The organism is Kitasatospora sp. NRRL B-11411, from assembly GCF_000721345.1.
Taxonomy (GTDB): domain Bacteria; phylum Actinomycetota; class Actinomycetes; order Streptomycetales; family Streptomycetaceae; genus Kitasatospora; species Kitasatospora cineracea.
Genome location: NZ_JOGH01000013.1, coordinates 129,614 through 153,065, shown reverse-complemented (window position 1 = coordinate 153,065; position 23,452 = coordinate 129,614). Strand labels below are relative to the sequence as shown.

Annotated in this window: 25 protein-coding genes and 1 tRNA gene; 10 read left to right on the top strand and 16 right to left on the bottom strand. The window is 70.4% G+C overall.

The features are described 5' to 3' along the window. The first annotated feature begins 264 nt into the window (after nt 1-264). From IH44_RS0109580 to IH44_RS0109565, 4 genes are all read left to right on the top strand, one after another. Nucleotides 265-1,875, top strand: a complete 1,611-nt coding sequence (locus IH44_RS0109580) for an alpha/beta hydrolase (RefSeq protein ID WP_030459016.1) — start codon at nt 265-267, stop codon at nt 1,873-1,875. A gap of 168 nt (nt 1,876-2,043) precedes the next feature. Beyond that, on the top strand, nt 2,044-2,694 hold the full coding sequence (gene leuE / locus IH44_RS0109575; RefSeq protein ID WP_030459015.1) for a leucine efflux protein LeuE: 651 nt from the start codon (nt 2,044-2,046) through the stop codon (nt 2,692-2,694). A gap of 108 nt (nt 2,695-2,802) precedes the next feature. Continuing rightward, nucleotides 2,803-2,876: transfer RNA gene (locus IH44_RS0109570), tRNA-Thr, on the top strand. Between the two features lie 292 nt (nt 2,877-3,168). Then, nucleotides 3,169-4,785, top strand: coding sequence for a hypothetical protein (locus IH44_RS0109565; protein WP_030459014.1), 1,617 nt, complete (start codon nt 3,169-3,171; stop codon nt 4,783-4,785). Nucleotides 4,786-4,897: 112 nt separating this feature from the next. Here the strand turns inward: IH44_RS0109565 and IH44_RS0109560 are convergent, their stop codons facing one another. The 3 genes from IH44_RS0109560 to IH44_RS47190 all read right to left on the bottom strand — a co-directional run bounded on the left by IH44_RS0109560 (nt 4,898) and on the right by IH44_RS47190 (nt 7,814). Beyond that, nucleotides 4,898-5,305 (bottom strand): hypothetical protein, encoded by a 408-nt coding sequence (locus tag IH44_RS0109560; protein WP_030459013.1) that lies wholly within the window; start codon nt 5,303-5,305, stop codon nt 4,898-4,900. Nucleotides 5,306-5,658: 353 nt separating this feature from the next. After that, entirely contained in the window at nt 5,659-6,894 is a 1,236-nt protein-coding gene (locus IH44_RS0109555) for a site-specific integrase (protein WP_232794883.1), read from the bottom strand. Between the two features lie 272 nt (nt 6,895-7,166). Next, nucleotides 7,167-7,814 carry a hypothetical protein gene (locus tag IH44_RS47190; protein WP_063759574.1) on the bottom strand — a complete coding sequence of 216 codons (648 nt, stop codon included), beginning with the start codon at nt 7,812-7,814 and terminating at the stop codon, nt 7,167-7,169. Nucleotides 7,815-7,904: 90 nt separating this feature from the next. Here IH44_RS47190 and IH44_RS49655 point away from each other — a divergent pair, with 90 nt between their 5' ends. Both IH44_RS49655 and IH44_RS46365 read left to right on the top strand, forming a co-directional pair. Further along, on the top strand, nt 7,905-8,351 hold the full coding sequence (locus IH44_RS49655) for a hypothetical protein (RefSeq protein ID WP_369794921.1): 447 nt from the start codon (nt 7,905-7,907) through the stop codon (nt 8,349-8,351). A gap of 17 nt (nt 8,352-8,368) precedes the next feature. Continuing rightward, nucleotides 8,369-8,509 carry a hypothetical protein gene (locus IH44_RS46365; RefSeq protein ID WP_157852232.1) on the top strand — a complete coding sequence of 47 codons (141 nt, stop codon included), beginning with the start codon at nt 8,369-8,371 and terminating at the stop codon, nt 8,507-8,509. A 134-nt stretch (nt 8,510-8,643) separates the two neighbouring features. Here the strand turns inward: IH44_RS46365 and IH44_RS0109530 are convergent, their stop codons facing one another. From IH44_RS0109530 to IH44_RS0109470, 13 genes are all read right to left on the bottom strand, one after another. After that, nucleotides 8,644-9,378, bottom strand: a complete 735-nt coding sequence (locus tag IH44_RS0109530) for a phytanoyl-CoA dioxygenase family protein (RefSeq protein ID WP_030459010.1) — start codon at nt 9,376-9,378, stop codon at nt 8,644-8,646. A 365-nt stretch (nt 9,379-9,743) separates the two neighbouring features. Next, a complete protein-coding gene (locus tag IH44_RS0109525) occupies nt 9,744-10,610 on the bottom strand; it encodes a hypothetical protein (protein WP_030459009.1) in 867 nt (288 codons plus the stop codon). Between the two features lie 57 nt (nt 10,611-10,667). Then, the gene (locus tag IH44_RS0109520; protein WP_030459008.1) at nt 10,668-11,465 is read right to left on the bottom strand and encodes a hypothetical protein; all 798 of its coding nucleotides are present in this window, start codon (nt 11,463-11,465) and stop codon (nt 10,668-10,670) included. Between the two features lie 55 nt (nt 11,466-11,520). Further along, entirely contained in the window at nt 11,521-13,512 is a 1,992-nt protein-coding gene (locus tag IH44_RS0109515) for an ABC transporter ATP-binding protein (RefSeq protein WP_030459007.1), read from the bottom strand. Continuing rightward, complete coding sequence (locus IH44_RS0109510) at nt 13,512-13,943, bottom strand: hypothetical protein (protein WP_030459006.1); 432 nt, start codon at nt 13,941-13,943, stop codon at nt 13,512-13,514. Before IH44_RS0109510 ends, IH44_RS0109515 begins: the two co-directional genes overlap by 1 nt. A 193-nt stretch (nt 13,944-14,136) precedes the next feature. Next, nucleotides 14,137-14,661 (bottom strand): LuxR C-terminal-related transcriptional regulator, encoded by a 525-nt coding sequence (locus IH44_RS0109505; protein WP_030459005.1) that lies wholly within the window; start codon nt 14,659-14,661, stop codon nt 14,137-14,139. Nucleotides 14,662-14,758: 97 nt separating this feature from the next. Continuing rightward, a complete protein-coding gene (locus IH44_RS0109500) occupies nt 14,759-15,331 on the bottom strand; it encodes an ATP-binding protein (protein ID WP_063759580.1) in 573 nt (190 codons plus the stop codon). An 84-nt stretch (nt 15,332-15,415) separates the two neighbouring features. Next, nucleotides 15,416-16,159: a methyltransferase domain-containing protein gene (locus tag IH44_RS0109495; protein ID WP_232794882.1), complete on the bottom strand. Its 744-nt coding sequence runs from the start codon at nt 16,157-16,159 to the stop codon at nt 15,416-15,418. A 74-nt stretch (nt 16,160-16,233) separates the two neighbouring features. After that, nucleotides 16,234-17,610 carry a hypothetical protein gene (locus IH44_RS0109490; RefSeq protein WP_030459002.1) on the bottom strand — a complete coding sequence of 459 codons (1,377 nt, stop codon included), beginning with the start codon at nt 17,608-17,610 and terminating at the stop codon, nt 16,234-16,236. 6 nt (nt 17,611-17,616) lie between these two features. Continuing rightward, entirely contained in the window at nt 17,617-18,378 is a 762-nt protein-coding gene (locus IH44_RS0109485; RefSeq protein ID WP_030459001.1) for a hypothetical protein, read from the bottom strand. 41 nt (nt 18,379-18,419) lie between these two features. Beyond that, on the bottom strand, nt 18,420-18,998 hold the full coding sequence (locus IH44_RS0109480; RefSeq protein WP_030459000.1) for a hypothetical protein: 579 nt from the start codon (nt 18,996-18,998) through the stop codon (nt 18,420-18,422). A 150-nt stretch (nt 18,999-19,148) separates the two neighbouring features. Next, entirely contained in the window at nt 19,149-19,448 is a 300-nt protein-coding gene (locus tag IH44_RS0109475; protein ID WP_030458999.1) for a hypothetical protein, read from the bottom strand. Between the two features lie 75 nt (nt 19,449-19,523). Further along, nucleotides 19,524-20,033: a nucleoside-diphosphate kinase gene (locus IH44_RS0109470; protein ID WP_030458998.1), complete on the bottom strand. Its 510-nt coding sequence runs from the start codon at nt 20,031-20,033 to the stop codon at nt 19,524-19,526. Between the two features lie 505 nt (nt 20,034-20,538). On the opposite strand from IH44_RS0109470, the gene IH44_RS0109465 reads away from it, so the two are divergent. From IH44_RS0109465 to IH44_RS0109450, 4 genes are read left to right on the top strand one after another with little or no spacing between them, the layout of a single operon-like run. After that, entirely contained in the window at nt 20,539-21,819 is a 1,281-nt protein-coding gene (locus IH44_RS0109465; protein ID WP_030458997.1) for a helix-turn-helix domain-containing protein, read from the top strand. Beyond that, nucleotides 21,816-22,358, top strand: a complete 543-nt coding sequence (locus IH44_RS0109460; RefSeq protein ID WP_030458996.1) for a flavoprotein — start codon at nt 21,816-21,818, stop codon at nt 22,356-22,358. The genes IH44_RS0109465 and IH44_RS0109460 overlap by 4 nt, the downstream gene beginning before the upstream one ends. A gap of 30 nt (nt 22,359-22,388) precedes the next feature. Further along, entirely contained in the window at nt 22,389-23,051 is a 663-nt protein-coding gene (locus tag IH44_RS0109455; protein ID WP_030458995.1) for an NUDIX hydrolase, read from the top strand. Further along, nucleotides 23,029-23,451, top strand: a complete 423-nt coding sequence (locus IH44_RS0109450) for an NUDIX hydrolase (RefSeq protein WP_030458994.1) — start codon at nt 23,029-23,031, stop codon at nt 23,449-23,451. The genes IH44_RS0109455 and IH44_RS0109450 overlap by 23 nt, the downstream gene beginning before the upstream one ends. Nucleotide 23,452: the final 1 nt, after the last annotated feature.

Genomic DNA, 23,452 nt, shown 5'->3' with positions numbered 1-23,452 from the left:
GGATGGGGGTGGTCGGGGTGGGACGTTCGGCGTGGGGGCGTCCGGAGCGGGCATCCGGTGCGGGGGAGGGCGGGGGATCGCGGTGCCCGGTGCGGGGGTTGCGCCGTTCGGTGCGGGGCTGTGGTGCGATCGGCGGTGTGATGATCGGCCGGGCGGGGTGGTGGTCGGGGCGAGTCGCCGGGGGCGGCGGCGCTGCCCGCTAGGCTCGGCCTCCGGTGCCGGCCCGGCTGCCGGGCCGTTCCCCAGGGGAGAGGACCCACCGTCATGAGAGTCGCCCGGACCCGCCGGCCGGCCGTCGCCGCCGCCGTGCTGGCCGCCGCAGTGTCGCTGCTGGCGGGCTGCACCTCCGGGCATCCGACCCCGTCCGGCGCCGCGGGCAGCTCGACGGACGGCGTGGCGTCCGGGGTCCCCGCGTCCGGCGCCCCGACCGCCGGGGCGACCCCGTTGGAGCCGCTGCCGGTCGAGGTACCGGCGGCCCTGGCCCCGTACTACGCACAGCAGTTGAGCTGGAAGCCGTGCGATTCCGGGTTCGAGTGCACCACCTTCAAGGTGCCGCTGGACTACGCGCACCCCGGTGACGGGCACGACGTGCAGCTGTCCGCGGTCCGCAAGCCGGCCGGCGGCACCGGGCACCGGATCGGCTCGCTGCTGCTCAACCCGGGCGGGCCGGGCGGCTCCGCGATCGACTACACCGAGCGGATCGCGGGGCGCTACGACGCGGGAGTGCGCTCCAGCTTCGACCTGGTGGGCTTCGACCCGCGCGGCGTCGGCCGGTCCGCGCCGATCACCTGCCTGACCGGCCCGCGGATGGACGCGTACACCGCCACCGACCTCACCCCCGACGACCCGGGCGAGACCGCCGCGCTGGTGGCCGCCGACAAGGAGTTCGCGGCCGGCTGCCGGGCCCAGGCGGGCGACCTGCTGGGCCACGTCTCCACCGTGGAGGCGGCCCGCGACATGGACGTGCTGCGCGGGCTGGTCGGCGACCGGAAGCTCAACTACGTCGGCAAGTCGTACGGCACCTTCCTGGGCGCGACGTACGCGGGCCTGTTCCCGGGCAAGGTCGGCAAGGTCGTCCTGGACGGCGCGATGGACCCCTCGCTGGACGCCGCCACCGGCAACCTCACCCAGGCCGGCGGCTTCGAGACCGCCTGGACGGCGTTCGCCGAGGACTGCGCCAAGCGCGACGACTGCCCCGTCGGCCGCAGCGCCGAGGAGGCCGGGAAGAAGCTCGACGCGCTGTTCGCGCAGCTCGACGCCAACCCGCTGCCGACCGAGCAGAACCGCCCGCTGACCGAGGCCCAGGCGCTCACCGGCGTCGCCGAGGCGATGTACGCCGAATCGCTCTGGCCCTACCTGCGCGAGGGTCTGACCACCGCGCTGGCCGGCGACGGCAGCGCGCTGCTCAAGCTCGCCGACAGCTACTACGGGCGCGGCAGCGACGGCAGTTACGAGAACCTGATGTACGCCAACATGGCCGTCAACTGCCTCGACCTGCCCGCCCCGTTCGCCGACCCGGCCGCGGTCACCGCCGCGCTCCCCGCCTTCGAGAAGGCCGCCCCGCACTTCGGCCGCGACATGGCCTGGATGGCGCTCGGCTGCGGCTACTGGCCCGACAAGGCCACCGGCGCCCCGCACACCGTCCGGGCCGCCGGGTCCGACCCGATCGTGGTCGTCGGCACCACCCGGGACCCGGCCACCCCGTACGCCTGGGCGAAGTCGCTGGCCGGGCAGTTGGAGGCCGGGCGGCTGCTCACCTACGAGGGCGACGGGCACACCGCGTACCAGCGGCAGAACACCTGCATCGACGACGCGATCAACGGCTACCTGCTGGGCGGGGAGGCGCCCGCCAACGGGAAGGTCTGCAAGGACTGAGACGGGGCGGGGGCGGAGGCGGGACGGGGGCTTCTGGCCGGTTCGGTCGGGGCTCCGGGCCGGCTCTGTCAGGAGTGTCCACGTACGAAGGGGCTGGCAGCTACCATGGCGCAGCCCCTTCGGCGCTCCCGCCCCCGTCCGCTCCGCCCGCCCCCCATGGAGACTGCAGTGCTCGGAGTCCACGACCTGGCCACCTACGTCCTCGGCGCCCTGGCCATCGTCCTGTTGCCCGGACCCAACTCCCTCTACGTGCTCTCCGTCGCCGCCCGCAAAGGCATCCGCACCGGCTACCGGGCGGCCTGCGGCGTCTTCCTTGGCGACCTCGTCCTGATCAGCCTCACCGCCCTCGGCGCGGCCTCCCTGCTCCGGGCCAACCCCGCGGTCTTCGCGGTGGTCAGGTTCGGCGGCGCCGCCTACCTGCTCTGGATCGGCTACGGCATGCTGCGGGCCGCCCGCCAGATGTGGCGCGAGCGGGCCCTCGCCGCGGCGCCCGCCGAGGACGCGGTCGTCGAGGACGGCGAGCGGCCGTTCCGCCGGGCGCTGATGATCAGCCTGTTCAACCCCAAGGCGATCCTCTTCCTGCTCTCCTTCTTCACCCAGTTCGTCGATCCCTCCTACCGGGCCCCCGCCCTCTCCTTCGCCCTCCTCGGCGGGATCCTCCAGGCGTTCTCCTTCCTCTACCTCTCCCTGCTGATCTTCACCGGCACCACGCTCGCCAACGCCTTCCGCCGCCGCAAGCGCCTCTCCGCCGGCCTCACCTCCACCGTCGCCGTCCTCTTCGCCGGCTTCGCCGCCAAGCTCGCCGTCGCCTCCGCCTGACCCCCGCCCACCGGCGGCCGCGTACGGATCACCCCCGGAAACTGTGTAGACTGGCGCGCGTTGCCGATGCGACCCTTGCCCCCACGGGGCCGGGTCACCGGCAGCGGTGCCGCCTTAGCTCAGTTGGCCAGAGCAACGCACTCGTAATGCGTAGGTCATGGGTTCGAATCCCATAGGCGGCTCAGTGAAAGCCCAGGTCAGATAGCCTCTGGCCTGGGCTTTTGTGTGTTCGCGGTCAAGTTGAACGGCGCCGCGAAGGGGGATCATGTCATGTACGCGGCATAAAAGTGCCCAAGGGGTGCCCGGTTGTCCGGGGCCGTGTCTCGGGGGGTACTTGGCAGGTCGTGGACGGGATGCGGTTGACGGAACGGAGGCACCCCAATCCTCGTTACACAGCGTGAGATTTCCGCGAGGGAGGGGCTGTCGATGCCTGATCCGGTCGTTGTTGCGCTGGACCGTGCAGCTGAGGGGTTCGTGACGTTCGACCAGCTGGCGAACCGTCTGGGGGCCGCGGTGGTATCCGCCGCGCCGGAAGACTCGATCAAGGTCGAGGCCCTCGTGGCGGCGGCCAACTACCGGCTCGGCCTGGACGGCACCTTCACCAGCTTCTACCGCGGCGCGACTCCTGAGCGCTGGCCGGCCGAGATCGAGAAGGTGCCGGCCGAGACGCTGGAGATCTGGGCGACCTACGCCGACACCGCCGAGCACCCCGGGGTCCGGGCCCACCTCCACGATCTGCTGGCCGCAGCCGGTCACGGTCAGCGGCATCTGCACATCAGAGCGGCCATCGCCAACTACCGTGAGGCCGCCGAGTGGTTCGCTGCGGCCCAGGAGGTCGTACCCGGTCGCTGGCGAGCAGGCGAGAGCCTGGTCCGGGCCTTCCTCCTCGCCGTGTCGGCCGGGCAGAAGGACCTGGCGAGCGGCCTCGTCACGGACATGCAGGCCATGGCAGAGGAATCGCTGGACAGCTCGGACCCGGCTCCCGGGATCGTGGGCTTGCTGATCGACCCCCTGCTGGAGCGGAAGGCGTACAAGCAGTCGGCCCGCCCCCTGGTGGAGAAGGCGATCGAGACCTTCAAGGACAACCCCCACCATCAGCTGGACTTCCTCGCCGACCTGCGCTCCCTGGAAGCCGACGAGAGCGCACGCCAGCTGATCGACCGCCGACGGGTCGAGACCCTTCTTGACGCCGCGGGCGCGGAGGACGGGCTCAACAGGCTGCTGCTGCTCCACACCGCCGCCGTGATGGCCAGGGACAGTGGAAGGAGCGACCTCTACGACAAGGTGCGCATCGAGCAGCAGAAGCTCACTCGCCAGGACCTGAAGCTGGAGACCATCACCACGGCGGTCGACCTGCCCACCGAGGTGTTCGAAGCCTGCGAGCAGCAGGTCGCGCAGGCCGCGAGCCTCGCCGAGGCCCTCTGGGCCGTCGCTTCCTGGGCCGCTCCGATCGGTGACGAGTCGACGACCGACGCCGACCAGCTGGACGAGCTGAGGGACGGGTTCCTGCGGCTGCCGACCAACCGGCTCAACCTCGCCGGTCCGGTCCTGGCGCACGTGGACGCGATCGAGAAGGACCCCGGCGACGACCTCCGGATCGTCCGGATGGAACTCGCCGGCCTGCTCGTCGCACATCAACTCGACTGCATTTGGCGGCGCTTCGACCCGAGCGACGCCGAGATCGCGAAGGTGCTCACCCACGAGGAGGTTGCTCCGCTGGCCAAGATGGGCGAGCTGGCGAGCGCGTTCCGGGCGTACTGGTACCGGGAGCCGACGGCGGCGAAGACCGCCCTGCCACTTCTGGAAGGGGTGCTGCGTCGGCACCTCAAGAGCGTCGGTGTTCCGATCATCCAGCCGGCGAAGGGCGTCGTCGATCAGCTCGGCACGCTCATCGACAAGATGGTCGACGGCGGCTTCGACGTCGGCTGGCAGACCACCTTCCGCCTGCTGCTCGCCGACCCCAAGGAGGGGCTGAACCTGCGCAACGCCGAGCTCCACGACCTCCGGGACGAGCCGCTTCACCACCACCATGTCGCGCTCGTCCTGCTGGCGACTCTCGTGGTCCTTCGAGCTGTCCACAGTCCGCGGTAGGCGGGTCGTTCGCGGGTAGCACTACGGGCCCCGGCGCAATGCTTGGGGCCCGTAGTGCATTCGTCGTTGACACTTCGGAAGGGCGGGCTGCGGCAGGCAGCCCGCCGTTGGTCTAGCGGGGCCGCCGGGCCTCCCGCTCGCGGATGGTGTCGATCACCGTCTGGGCAAGACCGACTCCGACGGGGCGGAACGGGGCACCAGCTTCTTCTGCCGGTTCGCGGACGGGCGCGGTGAGGTTCGCCAGTACGCCGTCGTCCAGGTCCGAGTCGGAGTCGGCCTCAAGCAGCACGGTGATCTCGTTGGTGGCGGGACCGGGGCCGATGGTCAGGTTGTAGTGGCACAGGGAGGTCACGCCGGTGGCGTCAGCGATTTCGAGGTGCCCCGAGATGTGGTCGGGCAGGCCGGGCGTGGACGTGGGGTGGTCGCTGTCGTGTGGCCACAGTGTGAGGTTGAGGTCGGGGGCCAGCGCGGTGAGCTGGTCCGCGGTGGCGATGATGGCGTGCGCTTGGCGGAGGTTCATCGGAGGGCACTCCCGGTCGTAGAGGGCTGGTGGTGGAACACTGGCACGGCAGTCGGACACTGGTCGCGGCTGCTGGCGGCGGCCAGGGCTGCGGCTTCGGCGAAGGTCAGAGTGACAGGGTCAGGGTGGGCGAGTGCCCAGCTGAGGAGTCGGGCCTGCTCGGGAATCGAGGGGTCGGCCAGGAGCCGGCGGAGCTCCGCGGCGGTGGGAAGTGCGGACGGGGGAGTGGACATGGTCCTCCACTGGTCGGGAGACGGGCGGGCGCCGGGGGCACGGCGCTGGCTGGCCCTGGCCGCTGGCGGCGGTCAGGGTGTGGAGCTACGGCTGCGGTGGCAGGACGATCACCGGGCGGCTCAGGCGGCACCCGCGCCGGGGACCGCGCGCCGTCGCCGGGGGACGAGGCTGACGACCGCTTCGGCGGCGTCGCGTGCGAGTTCCGACAGCACCGTCTGGTAGGTGTCGCGGGTGATCGAGGTGTCGCTGTGGCCGAGCATCTCCGACACGACGCGGATGTCCACCTTGGCGAGCAGCGCGAGGGTGGCCGCGAGGTGGCGCAGGTCGTGCAGGCGGACGGGAGGAAGTCCGGCTGCGGCGGCCAGGCGCTGGAACTCCTCGCTCACCCAGGCCGGGTGGAGCCAGGTGCCGTCTTCGGCGGTGAAGATGCGGCCGGTGTCGACCCAGGCGGGCCCCCACTTGATCCGTTCCAGCTTCTGCCGGTGGCGGTGGGCCACGAGCGACCCAGTGGTGTCGCCGTCGAGGCTGACCTCGCGCGAGCCGCTGGTCGTCTTCGGTGTTCCCTCCAGCACTTCCCAGTTGAGCTGGACGAGGGTGGTCTCGACGGTGAGCTTTTGGGACTCCTGGTCGAAGTCCACCCACCTTGCGCCGACGCCTTCGCCGCGGCGCGGACCGCGGAAGATGTAGAGGTGCCACAGGGCGTACAGCCGGTGCTCCTCGACGGAGTCGAGGAAGTGACCGGCTTGGGCCGGGGTCCAGATCATCACGGGGGACGGCTTGAGCCCGGTGCGCTGCCACTCGGCGATGCGCGCGGCGGTCCAGACGAGCGCCTTGGGCTTGGGGGCGGTTTCGAGTTCGACGTGGGCTGCGGGGTTGAAGGTGATCAGCTGCCGCGCGATGGCGACGTTGAGCGCGGCCCGCAGCGTCGCACGGATGTGCTGCTGGGTCGACAGACCGGTGACGCGGCGGAACGGGGGCATCTCCGCGATGGCGGCCTTGGCCGCTCGCCGTGCCGCACGGCCGACGACCAGCTTGAGGTCGTTGACCGCCTGGCGCCGTTGGGCGTTCTGCTCGACGATCTCCTCGTTCGTGTCGTTGATCGACTCGAACATCGTGTCCAGGTGCTCGACCCGCAGCCGGTCCAGCCGCAGGGCACCCAAGTGGGGCTTGAGGTGGACGCGGATATCCGTCTCGTAGCGGGCGACTCCGTTCGGGCGGAGCTTCTTCCGGCCGGCAAGCCAGGTGTCGAGCCACTCGCCGACCGTCATCGCCACGGTCAGGCTGTGGCCGGCCTTGACCTTCCGGCTGGTCTCCTCGACGTCGGGGAGGTCCGACTTGGTCCGGACGCACGCCATGATCATGTCGCTGACGACCCGGCGGGTCTCCGGGTCGTCCTTGGGTGCGAGCGCCAGGAGCGCGCGGACGTGGTCCAGCTCCTTCTGGGCGGCATCGACTCCGGAGAAGCCGGAGCGGCGGAAGGTACGCCGCTTCCCGTCCTCGTCCGGGTGGACCTCCTGCCGTACGGACCAGACGCCGTGCTTCCGGGAGCTGAGCTTCGGGCAGGCGGAGTAGTAGTGCGCCCCGGTGGCGGGGTTCCGGCACGAGCAGCGCCGGGTTATGGAGCCTTTCAGGTGGTGTCCTCCTGTTCGTCGGGGGCGATGAAGGCCAGAGCGGCCGGAAGCGGGGCGGGGTGAAGCCCCTGAGCGCGCATGCGGGCACGGGTGTCCCGCAGCCGCTGGCAGTCCTCGGTTGCGATTCGCTCGAACTCGGCTGCCTGGCGGGACAGTTGCTGATAGCGGTCGGAGCCGACGTGGTGGTGGGCTGCCTGGGAGCGCCGGTCGCGTGCTTCGCGGGTCGAGATGAGTGCGGTGCGGACGTCGATGGCGTGCTCGCGGAAGACCGTGAGGACGGCGCGGGGCCGGTCCTCGGGGGCGGCGTCCTCGGAGTAGTCCTCGCCCGTGATGAGCGTCGCGGCCTCCCAGACCGGCAGTCTCAGGTTGGGGAGGAGGTCGACCTCGGCCTCGCCGTCCAGAGGGACGAGGAGGCTGACGAGCGGTACACCAGAGGCGACGGCGAAGGCGATGGCCTCCTCCAGCTTGATGGACTCGCGGCGGGCGGTCTCGATCTTGTTGACCGCGTTCGCGGCCGTTGGCACTCCCAGTTCGGTGCAGGCGGCGGCGAAGGCGGGTGCGCTGAGTCCGGCGGCACTGCGGGCGGCCTTCACCGCGACGCCGATGCGAGCGGTGAGGTCCGGGACGGTGGGCTGCGTTGTCATGAGAGAAGTGTAACTTGCAGAATGCTTCTTTGGCGGAAGTCGTGATAGATGTTTCTCTCACAGAGAACGTGCAGCGCCAGGAAGGTCGATATGCGGGAAGTGAAGGCATTGGGTGAAGCGCGGTACTCGCGGGCAGCGCTCGCGGCCCTCCCCCCGGCGATGCTGCTGACGGACGCCAACCGCCTGCTCGCCCTGAGCCGGACCAAGGGCTACCGGATGGCCCGAGACGGCGAATACCCCTGCGCCACCATCCAGGTCGGTGACGGCCACAGGGTGGTGACGGCCGAGCTTCTGCGCCTCCTCGGCCTGGACGACACGGGCCTCCGGCGCGCGTTCGCCGCGTTGCCGCCGGCCATCCCGCTGCCGGTGGCGAACACGCTGCTGTCGCTCAGCCGCACGACGGGGTACAAGCTCGCGAGGACTGGCCAGTACCCGTGCGCCGTGATCCATCTCGGCAAGGAGTACCGGGTCCGGAAGAACGAGCTGCAACGGCTTCTGCGCGTCGAGGACGCGCCCAGCGGCAAGGCTGCAGCGTGATGAGGCCGGTGACGCGCATGACGGCCGCCGAGATGGTCGGCCGCTTCCTTGTGGCCGCGGGGCTCTTCGGCGCCTTCGTCCTGTGGCTCGTCGCCACGGTCGCGGTGGCGGGATGGCTCGACAAGATCGGTACGACGGGCGTACTCCCCGGGCGGTGACCGACCTGAACATGCCGCCTGCCCGCCGATTGCCGCGCCAAGGCGGACTTCTTACCGCCTGCTATGCAGACGAGGCCGGGCGCTCATCGAGCGCCCGGCCTCGCCGTTTCAGGACTTCGTGTTGCCAGGCTGCGTCAGCCGGCGAACTCCATCAACGGATCGGTCACGGCCTCACGCCAGCGCCCGCGGTGCCCGCCTGCGCGAAGGCGGAAGTACACGGTCTCGCGGCGTTCGTCGTGGGCGGTCCCGAAATGCCCGCCGATGTTGTGCGCCAGGAGGTAATGGACCAGGACCAGGCTTCCGGCTGCTCCGGTGACCTGGGACGGCTCGCTCAGCTCGACCGGGGGGTAGGGCACCGCGGTGGCCAGCGCATCGGCTCCGTGCTCACGCAGCCACGCCCCGGTGCGCAGGTGGGTGCCCGGCCACACCCACAGATTCCCCCGGTCTCGGTCGCGCTGGTCGGTCAGGATCAGGCCGGCCAGCATGGTGAACGTTCCCGGGCGGCCGTCCTCCTCGGTGGGGGTGAGGCCGTCGACGTGCGGGGCGCCGGGATGCTGCGGGTGTGGGGGCAAGGTGACCGCCAACTGCGCCACCTCCGGCTCCGGCAGAGGGAGTCCTGCCAGCAGGAAGGGCTGAACTGCGGCGGCGACGTTACTGGTGCGGTACAGGTTCCGCAGCTCGGGGTCCTGAGCCAGCGCAGGCCACAGGAAGTACGGTCCGGTCTGACCCTCCTTCGGCGGCTGCTGGTCGAGGTGCCGACCGACAAACGCCCGCCAGTCGGCTACCTGGCCCGGGGTGAGGACATCGGCCACGACGGTATACCCGTGGTCGCGAAACTCGTTGAGGTGCTGGGGAGTTACTGTCTCCATCTGTTCATGGAAGCGCGGTGCCGTCGATGCCGACAACCGAATTATCGGAGGCTGCACCACGCGCCGACCGAGTGTTCGAGCCCCGAGGGCCGACCTGTGCAACGAGGTCCCAGCCGCGGTTAACCGACCGGCGCGGAACCCCGCTCCATGGGGGTCTGGAGTGGCTGGCCTGGGCATTGGACGACACGGACGCCCAGATACCGGCCCGCCAGTGACCGCTCCGCCCGGGCGGCGGGGAGCCTGCTTGCCCCGCCGACCGCGCCGGGGCGGCCAGCAGCCACAGCGGACTGCCGGGCGCGAGAAGCGCCGCTCCCGCCCGGCCTTGTTCCAGCACTACGTGTTTCACAACCCTGCCGACCAGACGGTCAGCGGATGCCACCCCCAGGGACATGACGGGCGATCCACGCTGCCGGAGCAGCCAGGTCCGCAGACATCGGCCACATGCGGTCGTCCAGTAGCACCCGCTGGATCAGCTCCGGTCCGCCAGCTTGGAGAACCGCTTCGACGAAAGGCTTCGCCTGCTCCGCGAGGGCGGTGGCCTGGTTGTACGGGGCCAGCTCGCGTAGCTGCTCTGCGACTCGGAATGCCCCCGAGGGCTCCGGATCGCCCGGCCTGCGCTCCAGGGACGTGCCGCCGGTCAAGTCCGCGGCGATGGTTTGACTGACCAACCGCGCGTAGCCCTCGACCACGTGCATCGGCCGGGGTTGCTCGGCCGGGACCTGCCGCTGGAGGACGGCCAGCAGATTGATGCGGGCCGCATCGGCGAGAAGGCTCGGCCGCAGAGCGACCGCCGCCAGCTGGACGAGCTTGCTGGCCATGGCGACGTACATGAGGGGCTCGGTGACACGAGCCTCCTCGTACGACGCCGGCGTGACGACGATCTCCGGTGGAGTGCCGGCGGGCCCGTAAATGACCTTGCCGAGGGTGCGCGGCCAGAGGGCCGTCTCCACGTCCCTGGTGGCATCCGTGGCCTGGCGGTGCAACCGCCCGACCAGCTCGTCGGTCGCACCCGGCACCGCTGAGGCCGCCTCGCGAAGCGCGCGCTGGAGCGAGGCGCTGGTCGCGGTCACGCTCTCCGGCACGCTAAGCAGCCGCAGCCGGACCATCGGCGGAAGCGGCAGTCCCGTCAGGGCGGCAACTCGCGGGCCTACCCTCACCAGCGCGGCGCGGAGCGGTGCCACGTACGGTTCGCCGGACTGCCCGGCCTTGTTGAGGACGTCGATGGTCGTCATGAGGTTCTTTCTCGAGGAACAACTGGAGCCGAATGTGCCGGAACCAGAGCAGGTGGGTCAGGGCCTGGCCGAGGACGCCGAATGACGCTCGGCACTGCGGTCGACGGCGGCGAGCAGCCGGTGCAGCGGGTCGTCGTCGACGGCCAGGTCGGGCGCGTGGACAGCGAGGAGGTCCTGCAGAACGTGGGCGTGGTGGCGGATCGAGGCGGTGATGGTGAGCGTGTTGCTCGGTGGAGCGGCTGCCCCGAGGCGTTCGGGCCAGACGTTCCACTCGGTGCTGCCGTACCGGTGGTGGCGGGTGCCGGTCTCCTGGTCGCGGAGGATCATGGCGGCGACCAGGAGGTGTCGGGGAAGTTGGAGCGCGAGGTGCGCGCCGATCAGCAGGTCCTGGCGCGCGGTCTTGAACGCGGCGAGCACTGCGTCGAACCGGAACGCCGCGGCGATTCCAGCCAGGCCAGCAGCACCGCACTGGGCCGCCGGGTACGGGGCAGCGTCGGCAGTGCGGACCGTGAGGTCGATGCGGCGAAGGTCCGCCAGGACCAGCCGCACCCCGGCCTCCCGGCCGTCCCCCGAGTGGCTGCTCGCGTACAGGGGCCCGAGAGCGGCGGGCACCGCCTGCGCGAGGCGTTCGGCGACCGGCGCGGGGTCACCGCCGATGGTGACCAGCACGTCCAAGTCGGACCAGACGTCGAGTAGCCGGCCGTCCCCGGCCGCAGACCCGGCCACCTCCAGCTTCCGCACGGAGGGCTCGTCGGCCGCCAGCGCCCGCAGCACCGGCAGAGCCTCGGCCTGCCAGCCCGCGCGGGGCAGTCCCCCGGCGCCCGCGGACGGTCCGTGGCCCAACAGCGGTTCCATCAGCACCTCCAGGTCAAGCGGGTGCCGGCTGGCTCGGCCGGCACCCGGATCGGGATCAGTGGGTGTCGGCGCTGTCCCGGCCGCGCGTCTGGACGGGGACGGTGGTGTCGTACTGGCGAGCCTGGAGCAGGTACCCCTCGCGGTATTGGGTCGCGGGCTGGCGGGCCATGAGGTCGGCGTGCGTGCCTTCCTCGATGAGCCGGCCATGGTCCAGGACGAAGATATGGTCGGCCTTCGCCGTTGCGCCGAGCCTGTGGGTGATCAGTACGACGGTGACGCCGAGGTCGGTGAGGTGGCGGATCTGCTCGAACGCGGCGACTTCGGCCTGCGGGTCGAGGGCGGAGGTGGGCTCGTCGACGACGACCAGCGCCGGTAGCCGGTCGTCCTGGTCCGGAGTGGTCAGGCGTAGGCGGGTACGCGCCAGGGCGACCTTCTGCCACTGGCCGCCGGACAGCTGCACACCGCCCTCGAAGCCCTTGGCCAGCAGGGTGTTCCACCCGCGGGGCAGTTCGTCGAGCACCGGCTGAAGGTCGGCGTAGTCGGCGGCGGCGTCCAGGTGCTCCTGGCCGAGGGGGACCTCGGGGCGACCCAGCAGCAGGTTGGCCCGCAGGGTGAAAATCCACCGCTGGAAGTTCTGCGCGAGAAGGGCGACGCTACGGAACTGCTGGTGACGGTCGGCGGTGGCGGTGTCGACGCCGTCCCACAGCACCCTGCCCTGGTGGGGCTGGTAGACGCCGCACAGGATGTTGGCCAGCGTGGTCTTGCCCGAGCCGTTCCGGCCGACCAGCGCGACGACCTTCCCCCGCGGGATGGTCAGGCTGACCTTGTCCAGCGCCGGGACCTCGCGGCCGGCGTAGCTGAACGTCACCTCTTCGACCGTGATCGTCTCGGGGCGCTCCGGCAGAGGCGTCCCGCCGGTCGGGATCGCCCGGCGGTGGCCGTCGCGGCGCAGCTGGTCGAGGTCGCGGACGAAGAGGCTCTCCTCATAGAGGCGGTTGACCTGGGAGACGAGGCCGCCGATGCTCGCTGACCCGGTGCGGAGGGCGACGACGGCGGTGCCGGCGGCGGCGAGCGGGACGGAGCCGTCCACGACGAGCCAGCCGAGCAGGGCGAAGGCGCCGGTGGCGGCGAGGCCGGCGAGGGTGGCGGTGAGCAGGTCGGTGCGGGCGCGGGCGGTGGCGAGGCGGCCTTGCTCCTGCTCGGCGGAGGCCGCCATCTGCTCGTAGTGGTGGAGCAAGAAGGGGCCGCTGGCGTGGACGCGCTGCTCGGCCGCCGAGTAGGGGCGGATCATCATGTCCGCCAGTGCGGTGCTGGCGCGGGAGTGCTGGAGCCAGGACCGGGTGGAGGCGTACTGGCGGCGGGCGATGAGCACGGCTCCCCAGCCGCGCGGCGCGGTGATCAGCACCAGCATCGGCAGCAGCGCCGGGTGCAGGACGGACAGCACGCCGGCGGCGGAGACGAGGGAGAAGCCGGCGGTCAGGACGGAGGTCGCCTGGCCGATGATGTTCTGCAGGGACATCGCGCCCCAACGGGCGCTGTCGACCTCCGCGAGGAACTCGGGGTCCTCGATGGCCTCCAGCTCCGAGCGGCTGACGATGCCGAGGAACTCCACGGTGGCCTTGCGGAAGACCGCCGGCTCCAGACGGCCACCGGCCCAGGCGGAGAGCGCCGACAGGACCGAGGAGAGCGCGGCCAGGGCCCCGACGGTGACGACCGCCGGGACCGAGGCGCGAAGAACATGCCCAACTTCGCCGGGCGCCAGGATCGCCGACAGCGCTCGGTTGGTCGCGATCAGCGCGGCAGCCGCCGCCAGGCCCCGCAGCACCTCGGCACCGACCAGCGCGACCAAGGCCCGGCGGTCGGCCTGCCACGCCATCCGCCCGGCCAGGCGCAGGAACCGGGGCATCTGGCGTGCGACCGCCCAGAACGTGACCTCCCCGCTGGCCAGCTCGTGCTTGGCCCACCCGTAGTCGTAGCGCATCGGGCCGCCGAACAGCAGCTGCTCGCTGTTAGAGACCTGCCCGGCTTGCGCAGGTGTGCGGATCATCAAGCTCCTTTGGTGGAAGGTAGGTTGCAGCGGCGACGGCTGGTCCGAGCAGTGAGCCTGGCGACCGCTTCCTCGACGGTCGCGGCGAGGGTGGAATGCACCGTGAGGCCGGGGACCTGCATGGCCAGGTCGCGGCGGGTGACCTGTTGCCAGCCCACGGCGGGTGGGCAACCAACGACGATCGGCGGGCGTAGGCGATTGGCGAGGTAGGCACGGTGGGCTCGGAGCACTGGCCAAGGTCCGAGTGGTCGCCAGCACAGCAGCACGTCGGCCATGGTCTCCGCCTGATCCAGCCAGCCGGTGCGCCAGGGCAGTTCGATGTCGCCCTGAACGTACGGGTCGAGCACCACCCCGGTGAAGCCGCATTCGGTGAGGAGGCTGACGGCCCGGTTCTGCCAGTGGGGCCGGCCGGTGGCAGAACCAGCGAGCATCGTGATTGCTCCGCTTCCTGGCGGAGGGAGGGAAGGAGCCCGCACGTGACGCAGGCCGGTGGACTGGGAGGTGGTCACCGTGGCGCCGTGCTCCCGGTCGTCCAGGCTGCTGCCGTGGCGGTACTGGCCGCGAGAGCAAGTAGCGGGCAGGACGCCCCGGCGAGCAGGCTCGCCGACGGCCGCCTGTGCAGCATCAGCTCTTCTTGTCGAGCTGCAGTGCCAGACCGTGGACGTCAGCGAGCGGGACGTCCGGCCATCCCTTGCCCAGTGCACTCAGCGACACGATGCCGGTCAGCAGAGCCCTCGCCGCGGCCTGCTGACGGGAGCGCACTCCGAGGGACCGGAGAAGGGTCTGGATGTATGTCTCGACGGTGCCCTTGGTCAGGCCGAGCTGCTTCGCGATGGCTTCCGGGTGGTCACCGGCGACGAGCCCGACGAGCACCGCCCGACGTTGATCGGGAAGGGGACGGTTGTCCGGGTTGAGCGCCGGCACGTCTTCGGCCCGGACCCAGCCCCAGCCCACGCCGAGCGCTGCGGCGCGGTGACGATACGGCGTACCGAGCTTGAACGTCAGCGCCTTGACGGAGTCGCCGACGGTCGAGACGTCGATGCCGGTGACACGGCTGACCACCTCGTTGCGATCACCCCGAGCAACCTGCCGCAGGAGCAGGATCTCGGCGGCGGACAGGTCCGGCTTGGCGGGCAGGACGGGCGGCATTGTGGAGCTCCTCGTCAGGGCGTTGGATAGGTGAAGGGGTTTGAGTGCGGTGGCCCGCGGTGGAAGAAGGTCGTCGGTGACGCCGTGGGCGACGGCGTCACATCTGGCGGAGTCCGACCAGGACACGGCCCATGAGCTGCGGGTCGTCGACCGGCAGGTGTTCATCGGTAATGGGCTTGAACGGCCGTGGCCGACCCGCCCGGTTCGACGGTTCCCTGGCCGTTGCCGTCCGGGGCCTTTCCCGTGCGGTGCCGGGGTGCACCTCGGCCCAGACGGTCTTGCCCTCCGGCGACGGGTGGAAGTAGCCCCACCTGCTGCTCATGTGCTCGACGAGGAAGAGACCCCGTCCGCTCTCGGCGTCGGTGTCGACCGTCTTCTGCACGGGTGGCCGCCTGTCGTTGTCCATGACCTGCACCAGAACAGCCGGGCCGCGCAGCTGGAGGTCCAGGCCGATCAGCTGCACCTTGGACAACTCCGCCGAGGTCAGCCGCTCGGGCTGCTTGGCACCGTTCGGGTGCTGGATCGCGTTGGTCACGAGTTCCGACAGCACCAGCAGTACGGTCTCGATCAGGTCGGGAGGCACCTGCCAGCGGCCCAGCACGTCGCGGGTGTGGACCCTGGCCCAGCCGGCCGCATTGGGGGTGTCGGCCAGTTTCAGGTGGCTGTGCATGGTGGGGACTTGCTGCATTGCGGACGCCTCCCGGCGGGACGGCAGCCCGGCTTGGCCGGACCACCGTGCTGGTTAGGGGAGTTCCTACTTGGTGGCGATGACGTAGACGCTGGCCCACTCGCGCTTCGGGTTGGCCAGGGTGGCGTCGAAGGCCCAGGGCCTGACGGTGGTGAAGCCGGCCTCGGTGAACAGTTGGGCGAGCTTCTCGAAGTCGTAGGCCCACAGGTGAGGGGTGTAATTCGGATCGTCGTCCTGGTCGCGGAAGACGAGGTTGATCAGGTCGAGGTAGGTGTTGATGGCGCCCTGGCAGGAGCGCTTGGAATACCAGCGCTCGACCATCTCGTCGGCGTCGGCCAGGGAGGCCGGGTAGCGGTTGAGGACGTGAGCGGCATCCGGCACGCCGGTGATGATCTGGCCGCCCGGAGCCAGGACCCGGAACGCCTCGCTGGCAAAGCCCTTTGCGGAGCGGGGGTAGTCGATGTGCTCCAGGAAGTGCTCGTTGAACAGCAGCTCGACCGTGCCGTCCCGCAGCGGGATTCCTTCGCGCACGTCCCACAGGAAGTCCGCGGGCGGGACGAGGTCGATGTTGAAGAAGCCGTCCAGCCGACGGCTGCCGCCGCCGACCTGGACCTTGGCCGGCTGCTCGTCGGGGCCGTCGGGGAAGGCACGCTGGGTGGCCCGGTGGTAGCGACTCGCCTCGACCTCCCGCAGGGCCGCGCGGAGCGTGCGGGCCAGGCCGTGGCCGACGGCCGGGTCGGCGAGCGCCGTGGAGAGCTGCTCGCCGAGCAGGTCGATGGACGACGATAGCCGTGCTGTTTCCATGGGCATGACAGACCTCTCCTCAAGAGGGTGTGCGCTGGCGGGAGGGAGCGGTGTGGGAGGCGGTGGCCGGGCGAGCGGGCTCAGGCGGCGGCTGGGGCCCACTGGTTGTTGCGCATCAGGGTGGAGCGGAGGTCGACCAGCCGCGGCGTGATGGTGAGGTCGAGCTCTTCGGTGGGGTGGAGGTTGCCGGCCTCGTCGGAGTCGGCCCGCCACGCGCGGTACTTCAGGTCGGGGTAGGCCGGATTGATGCCGATCTCCCCTTTGGGGATGGTGCCGTTGAACGGCACCGGTATGTCGAGGTGGTTCCAGTAGTTCCAGGCTTGGAGCGCCTTGAGCTGGTCGAAGTAGAAGTAGAAGTCCGGCGAGCGGCCGTAGGTACGCAGTTCGCGGTGGATCAGGTGGCCGAGCAGCGGGCCGAGCTGAGGGGCGAGGGAGTCGAACTCCCACTTGGTGTGGTGCCAGCGGTCCGGGACCTGCCCGGGAGTGAAGAGGCGGGCGGCCACCAGGTGGCTGACCCTGGCGGTGAGGTAGAGAGCCGCCGCGTCCGCGTCGAGGGTGGGGTCCACCGCGCTCAGTGCGGCACCGAGGTCGGGCACGCGGAACCTGGCCAGGTCGAAGCGGCCGATCATGCCGGGGACAGCGAACAGCAGCTCCTTGTAGAGCCAGTTGTCGAACTCGCCGATCTCAGCCAGTCGCCGAGTCCGTGGACTGGTGGAGTGCAGCATCGCGTACTCCGACAGGGCCTCGAAGAAGATGTAGCCGAGGATCGGCAGGCGCGGGATCGTCTCGTCCAGTTGCCGCAGGAAGCCCGCGGGTTCCACCACTGCGCCCTGGTACGCGACGGCGGCGGCCAGAGCCAGGAAGGCGGCCGAGTTCTTCACACGGCTGACCACGGTCTCCCGCAGTTGGTTCCGCTCGGCCTTGGAGAGCAGGTACTCGAGCTGGGTGTAGATCGCGAGGTGGATCGAGCCGAGGCGCAGGTAGTCCACGCCGGCCAGGCCCTGGTACGCCTGCGGGGTGAGGTCCAGCTCGAAAATCAGCGGCGTGGGCTGGTGGTCTGGTCGACCGATCTTCGCGAGGAAGGCGGGTGCTTCGCGGGTGAGGATGTACGAGCCGAGGTTGTGCGGGCGCCAGCCCTGGTCGGCGGCGGTGAGGGGCGCGCAGTAGATACTGCCGACCAGGCACCCGCCGGAGGGGTAGAGCGAGCCGTCCTTGCTGATCTTCTCCAGGGCGTGGGTGACGTGCAGCAGGTGGAGCTTGCCGCCGGCGGCGAGGGAGTCGAAGAGGTTGTTGCGGCGGAGCAAGTGGCCGTTGGGGGTGCCGAGGGCGAGGCGGTCGGTCCAGTCGGCCTTCTGCGCTCCAAGCGGGTCGACCGGGTCGGGGGTGGTCGGGACGAGGCTGGCGCCGTAGAAGGCGTGCGCGTCCGCCCAGCTCTCGTAGGAGTCAGTGAAATCCATGATGGTCTACACCAGCCCCTTCTCCGCGACGGCGAACCGGACCGCCTCCGTGCTGGAGGCCCCGGCGAGGAACGCCAACTCGGAGGTGACGACGAGGTCGAAGGCCAGAGGCAGCAGCTGGCCGAAGGCCGGCTCGCGGACGTAACGGCCGTCCGGCCACCAGGTGAGTTTGGGTAGCCGGTACCGGTCGAGGGCGTCCGCGGTCTTCACGATGTCGCAGATCTGCGCCCCCCGGGCGTGGTCGGCGTTGTCGTCGGCCGTGAATTCCTCGTACGGAACCTCATGCAACCGCACCGCGGTCGCGGCCTTGACCACTTCGGTGGGAGTAGGCCGGCGGCGGAAGTGCTTCCACACCAGATCCGCGTTGGCGCCGAGCCAGACGGCGGCCCGGCCGCCGTGGCCGGTGTCGTCCTTGTCGTGCTGGCGCTGGCAGTCGTGGACGGCCGCCGCGATGACCGCGGTGGCAGTGTCCGACTCGTCCAGGCCGTGCCAGTCGGCCAGCAGCGCGGCGAAGACCGCCGTGCGCAGGCCGTGCCGGTGGCCGTGCAGGGAATCGGCGAGGTCGGGATGGGCGAGCCACCGGGTGGGGATCGCGGCGCATTCGATCAGAGCCTTGGTGACAGCGCGCAGCGGCGGCGGCCACGCCGGGGGGAAGTCGGGCCGGTTGGCCTTGATCCACTCGACGGTGGCGTGGTCGGTGAACTGGTGGTGCGGCAGTTCCTTGCGGGCAGCCAACTCGACCAGGCTGTCCGTGCGGATCGTGTTCATGGTGCGGCCCACCCCCTCGGTGGTCAGGACGGTCGGATGCCCTACCGGATCTCGGCGGACTGGGCCGCCTTGCGCTCCGCCTCGGCGGCCTCGAAGGCGGCGGTGAACGCGGCCAACTCCTCTTCGCTCATCAGGGTGACGCCTAGTTCGGCTGCGGCGTCGGTAATCGTGGCGGCGGCCTCGGCCTTCTCCGCATCCGAGGCGGCATCGGGCAGGACCACCTCGAACTCGGCGTGGTAGCCCCACGCCTCGCTCCACTTGACCGCGATCTCCACGTCCTTGAAGCGGAAGTTGCGGCGGAAGTTGAACGCCTCGTGCCGGGTGTCCTCGAAGCCGAGCATGCCGAACAGCTGGACGGCCGCCGGCACGTCCTTCTGCGCGATCGGGAACTCCGTCTCGCTGAACACGGCGCCCTGGCCGATCTTGCTGTCCTTGAGCGTGATCTTGGCCGTGCCGACCGACTGGTTGTCGGTCACCTTCAACAGCTTGTCCGGCAGGTCGAAGAAGTGGATCAGCTTGTTGTCCTGGCCCAGGTCCTCGCCCTCGCGGACCAGTCGCTCCACGAGCGCGTCGTGAGCGTCCTTGCCGAACCGGGCACGCATCTCGATCTCGACGGCCAAGGCAGTCGTCCTTCCTGATTCGGGCATGGCTGATGGGGCCGGAGCGGCAGCAGGTACCCCCTGGCCGGCCCGGTGGGTCGGTGTGAAGTTGGTGGTGCGCCGGTGGTGCGGCCGGTCAGAATCCTGACCGCACCACCGGCAGTCCGTACGTCAGGCCAGCTCGCCGAACCGCGCGCGGACGACGCCCTCGTGCAGGTAGTTCGGCAGCGGCACGCCACCGACGGTGGTGCGCCGGGTGGCCACCTGCTCCTCGGTCTCGGAGGGGAAGCCCTCCAGCAGCTGGAGGCACTGCCGGACCCACTCACGCGAGGTGTCCCACTGGCCCGCGTCGCGCAGCAGCAGCGCGAGCGCGAACGCCGTCTCGGCCGCCGCCCAGCGGTCCGTAGCCAGTTCCTGCTGGAACGCCGCTTCCAGCTCGGCCGCGGAAGCCGTGCGGGTCGTGCTTGTCATGGTGCGCCCTCTCGTCGTGCCAGTCGTTCCTTGGTGTTGAACTCGCACGGCGCCACCGGAGTGACGCCCGGCACCTCAGTAGATGTAGGTCTCGGCGAGCGTCTTGTAGTCGAACAGCTCGTCCTTGGCGAACCAGAGGGCGACTTCCTGCTCGGCTTCCTCGCGGTTGCCGGAGGCGTGGACCAGGTTGGCGACCGCCTTGCCGACGGCCACGCTCGCGCCCCGGCTCATGTGCGAGAAGTCGCCGCGGATCGTGCCGGCCGGGGCTTGGTCCGGGTAGGTGCTGCCCACGATCTTGCGCACCGTGGCGATGGCGTCGTAGCCCTCCAGCACGACAGCGATCACCGGGCCCTGCTGCATGAAGGTGGCGGTCATGTTGTAGACCTCGGAGCCCAGCCGCTCCTCCAGGTCCGCGTAGTGCCGGCGGGTGAACTCGGCGTCCATCCACTTCATCTTCGTGCCGACGACCTTGAGCGCGGTGTCCTCGAACCGCGCCAAGATCCGGGCGGACAGACCACGAGCCACCGCATCGGGCTTGAGCAGCACGAGCGTGCGCTCCACCTGGCTCTGGGTCTCCTCGGTCATGTGTTCCCTTTCCCTTGCCAGAATCGCGAACTGACGATGCATCGGGGCACGTCTGACACGAGGTTACCGGCGTGGACACACCGGTTTTCGAATCACAGAGCCGACCAGCGGAGGAGCCCGGAGCCTCCCTTTGCCGATCACTGCCCGCGGAGGCCGGTGCTGGCCTAGACTCGGACACGACCGAACTTTTAACTGCGTGTGGGCACGAGTTCTCGTCGCAACCTCAGTCTGGAGCCGCTGCCGGTCCGGCACCATGCCGCCGCAGTGCGGCAGCGGTGCACCTGCGGTGCACTACTCGGGCCCGGGGGGCGGCGGTCGGCTCGGCGACATAGGTCCTGTTCCTCTTCGCGGACGACGTGGTCGACGACCAGTCAACTCCATGCAGAAGCAGTTCGGTTCGCCCCGCCGCATGTTCCGCATGGATCATGCAAAACGTGCATGACGTCTTGATCCAGATCGGCCGACGAAGCCCGCGCCAGGCAGGCTGAGGGTGGCAGGAGGAGCTATGTCGGAGGCCGCCCGCGCGCCCATCGACGCACGCCAGATCGGATCGGTGATCCGGCTCGCCCGCAGGGCCGCCGGCCGGTCGCAGGAGGACGTGGCTTCCGCGCTGGGCTACCACCAGTCGAAGCTGAGCCGACTGGAGAGGGGCATCGGAACCGACGACGTACGAGTCCTGCGGGCCGTCGCGGCGGAACTCGACATCCCCCTGGAGAGCCTGGGCCTGACCGCCTTCCCCAACGGAGCGGACACCAGGACGGACGACGACATGTATCGGCGAGGCTTCGTGGCGGTCGGCGTGGCCGCCCTCGCAACCCCGGCTCGCACCCTCACCACCGGCTTGGCGCTCGTCCAGGCGTTACTGCCCACCACCACCGCGCCGCCCGACCGGCAGCTCCTCACCAAGGACACCCTCCGACACGAACTGGCCAAGGCCCGTCGCTACCTCTACAGCTGCCGCTACACCGAACTCGAAGCCCTCCTGCCCGCCCTGCTCGCCGACCTGCGCCGGGCCCAGCACGAGGCCCCCAACGACCTGACCTTGGCCGGCCTGAGCGCCACGGCCTACCAGACCACCGTCAGCATGCTGATCAAGCTCGGCGACACCGGCACCGCGTGGCTCGCCGTCGGCCGGGCGATGAGCGAAGCCGAACGCAGCGGCAACCCGACCGTCCTGGCCTCCAGTGTCCGTGTCCAGACCCACCTGATGGCCCGCGAACGCCACCACGCCCCTGCTGTCACGATGGTCCGCCACACCGCCGACCAGCTCGGCGGCAACTACGACCAGCGCGAGCCCGGCGACCTCGCCGCGTTCGGCCTGATGCTGCTGCGAGGGGTGACCGCTGCAAGCACCGGCGGCGACCGCTCCACTACCGCCGAACTGCTCAAGCAGGCCGACGAAGTCGCCCGATACGTCGACCGCGACCGCCCCGACGCCTGGGCCAACTTCAGCCCCACCAACGTCGCCCTGCACCGGGTGTCCGCCGCCGTCGCCCTCGGCGACGCCGGCGCGGCCGTCGAAGCAGCCCGTCCCCTGCTCCGCCGCCGCATCCCCGCGCCCGAGCGGCAGGCCGCGCTGTGGGTGGACCTCGCACGGGCGTTCAACCAGCAGGGCAGACTGTCCGAGGGCTACCGGGCCCTGCGCATCGCCGAACGGCACGCGGCCGAAGACATCCGGCGCCGTCCCGACATCCGGGAGTTGGTGGCCGACATGACGGCCCGCGACCGCCGCGGTGCGCTGCCGGAGCTCCGCCAGTTCAGCCGCGAGTTGGGAGTCCGACCTTGAACAGCCAGCCCTTCCTGTACGTCGCCGTCTGCGCCTCCGGCGTCGCCGACGATGTCGGCACGCTGATCGCGGCGGCCCAGGCGGAGGGGTGGCGGGTCGGCGTGGTGGCCACCCCGAACGCGATGGAGTTCATCGACCAGGCCGCCATCGAGCAGCAGACCGGCTACCCGATCCGCTCGGCCTGGCGCACCCCCGACGTTCCGGCTGCGCTGCCGCCCGCCGATGCCATCGCCGTCGCGCCCGCCACCTTCAACACGATCAACAAGTGGGCCGGCGGCCACGCGGACACCCTGCTGCTGGGCATCCTCACCGAGTCCTACGGCCTGGGCATCCCCGTGGCCGCGCAGCCGTACGTCAACTCTGCCCAGGCCGCCCATCCCGCCTACGCGGCCAGCGTGGAGCGACTCAAGGCGATGGGAGTGCTGTTCGGCGACTACGTCCCGCACAAGCCGAAGGCCGGCGGGGGCCGGGACAAGTACGACTGGAACACCCCGCTGCGGCTCTTGCGCCCGGTGCTCGAAGCGAAGACCAAAGCCTAGCCAACCGTCGGTCCCGGGGAGGAGTAGCAGGTGGACGTAGTTGTGACCTGGACGGGGGCGTCCGCCTGCCAACTCCAAGAAGCCCTGCGTGACACCAACGAGGCGTTCGCCGGCCGACTCGGCATCGGCCTGCGGACCGTCGCCAACTGGCACCAGAACCCAGAACTGGTACCCCGCCCCGAGATGCGCCAGCTCTTGGACAAGACCCTCGAGACCGCAGCGCCCGCCGCGCAGAAGCGGTTCGCGATCCTGAACACCGGCCCAACCGGCCAGGCCGCTCAGGCGCTGCGCGTCGCCGTCGCCGTCGTGCTCCGCAGCACCGACGTCCTGCTTGTCTGCCGCCGCGACGACGAGACCGCCGGCATCCGCTGGCAATTCCCCGCTGGCGTCATCAAGCCGGGCGGCAGCCCGGAGGCGGCAGCAGTTCGCGAGACTCTCGCCGAGACCGGCGTCCACTGCGCGGTCCGTGACGACCTCGGTGGTCGGCTCCACCCGACCACCGGAGTGTGGTGTCAGTACTACCTCGCCGAGTACCTCGCTGGTGACGCCCAGAACCAGGACGTGATCGAGAACGCGGACGTGATGTGGGTTCCCAGAAACGCGGTGCCCCGATTCATCCCGGTCGATACGATCTTCCCGCCCATCCTGGCCGCCCTGGAGGAGCCCCAGAATGACCGTGCCGAGCAGCCCTAAGCCGGGCATCGCCGCCGCCATCATCGTCCACGAGGGCCGCGTCCTCATGGTTCAGCGCCGTGTCACCGAAGGCGAACTGTCGTGGCAGTTCCCGGCCGGCGAGATCGAGCCCGGCGAAGCCCCGAACGATGCCGCCGTCCGGGAGACCGACGAGGAAGTCGGCCTGACCGTGCGAGCCGTTCAGCTGCTCGGTAACCGCGTCCACCCGAAGACCGGCCGACAGATGTCGTACACCGCCTGCGAGGTCGTGAGCGGGACGGCCACGGTCGTTGACACCGACGAACTGGCCGACCTCGCGTGGATCACATCCGACCAGATCTCGGAGTACGTGCCGTACGGGTTGTTCGAGCCGGTGCAGGCATACCTGGACATCAAGTTGCCTCGTGGGTCGGCGTCCTAGG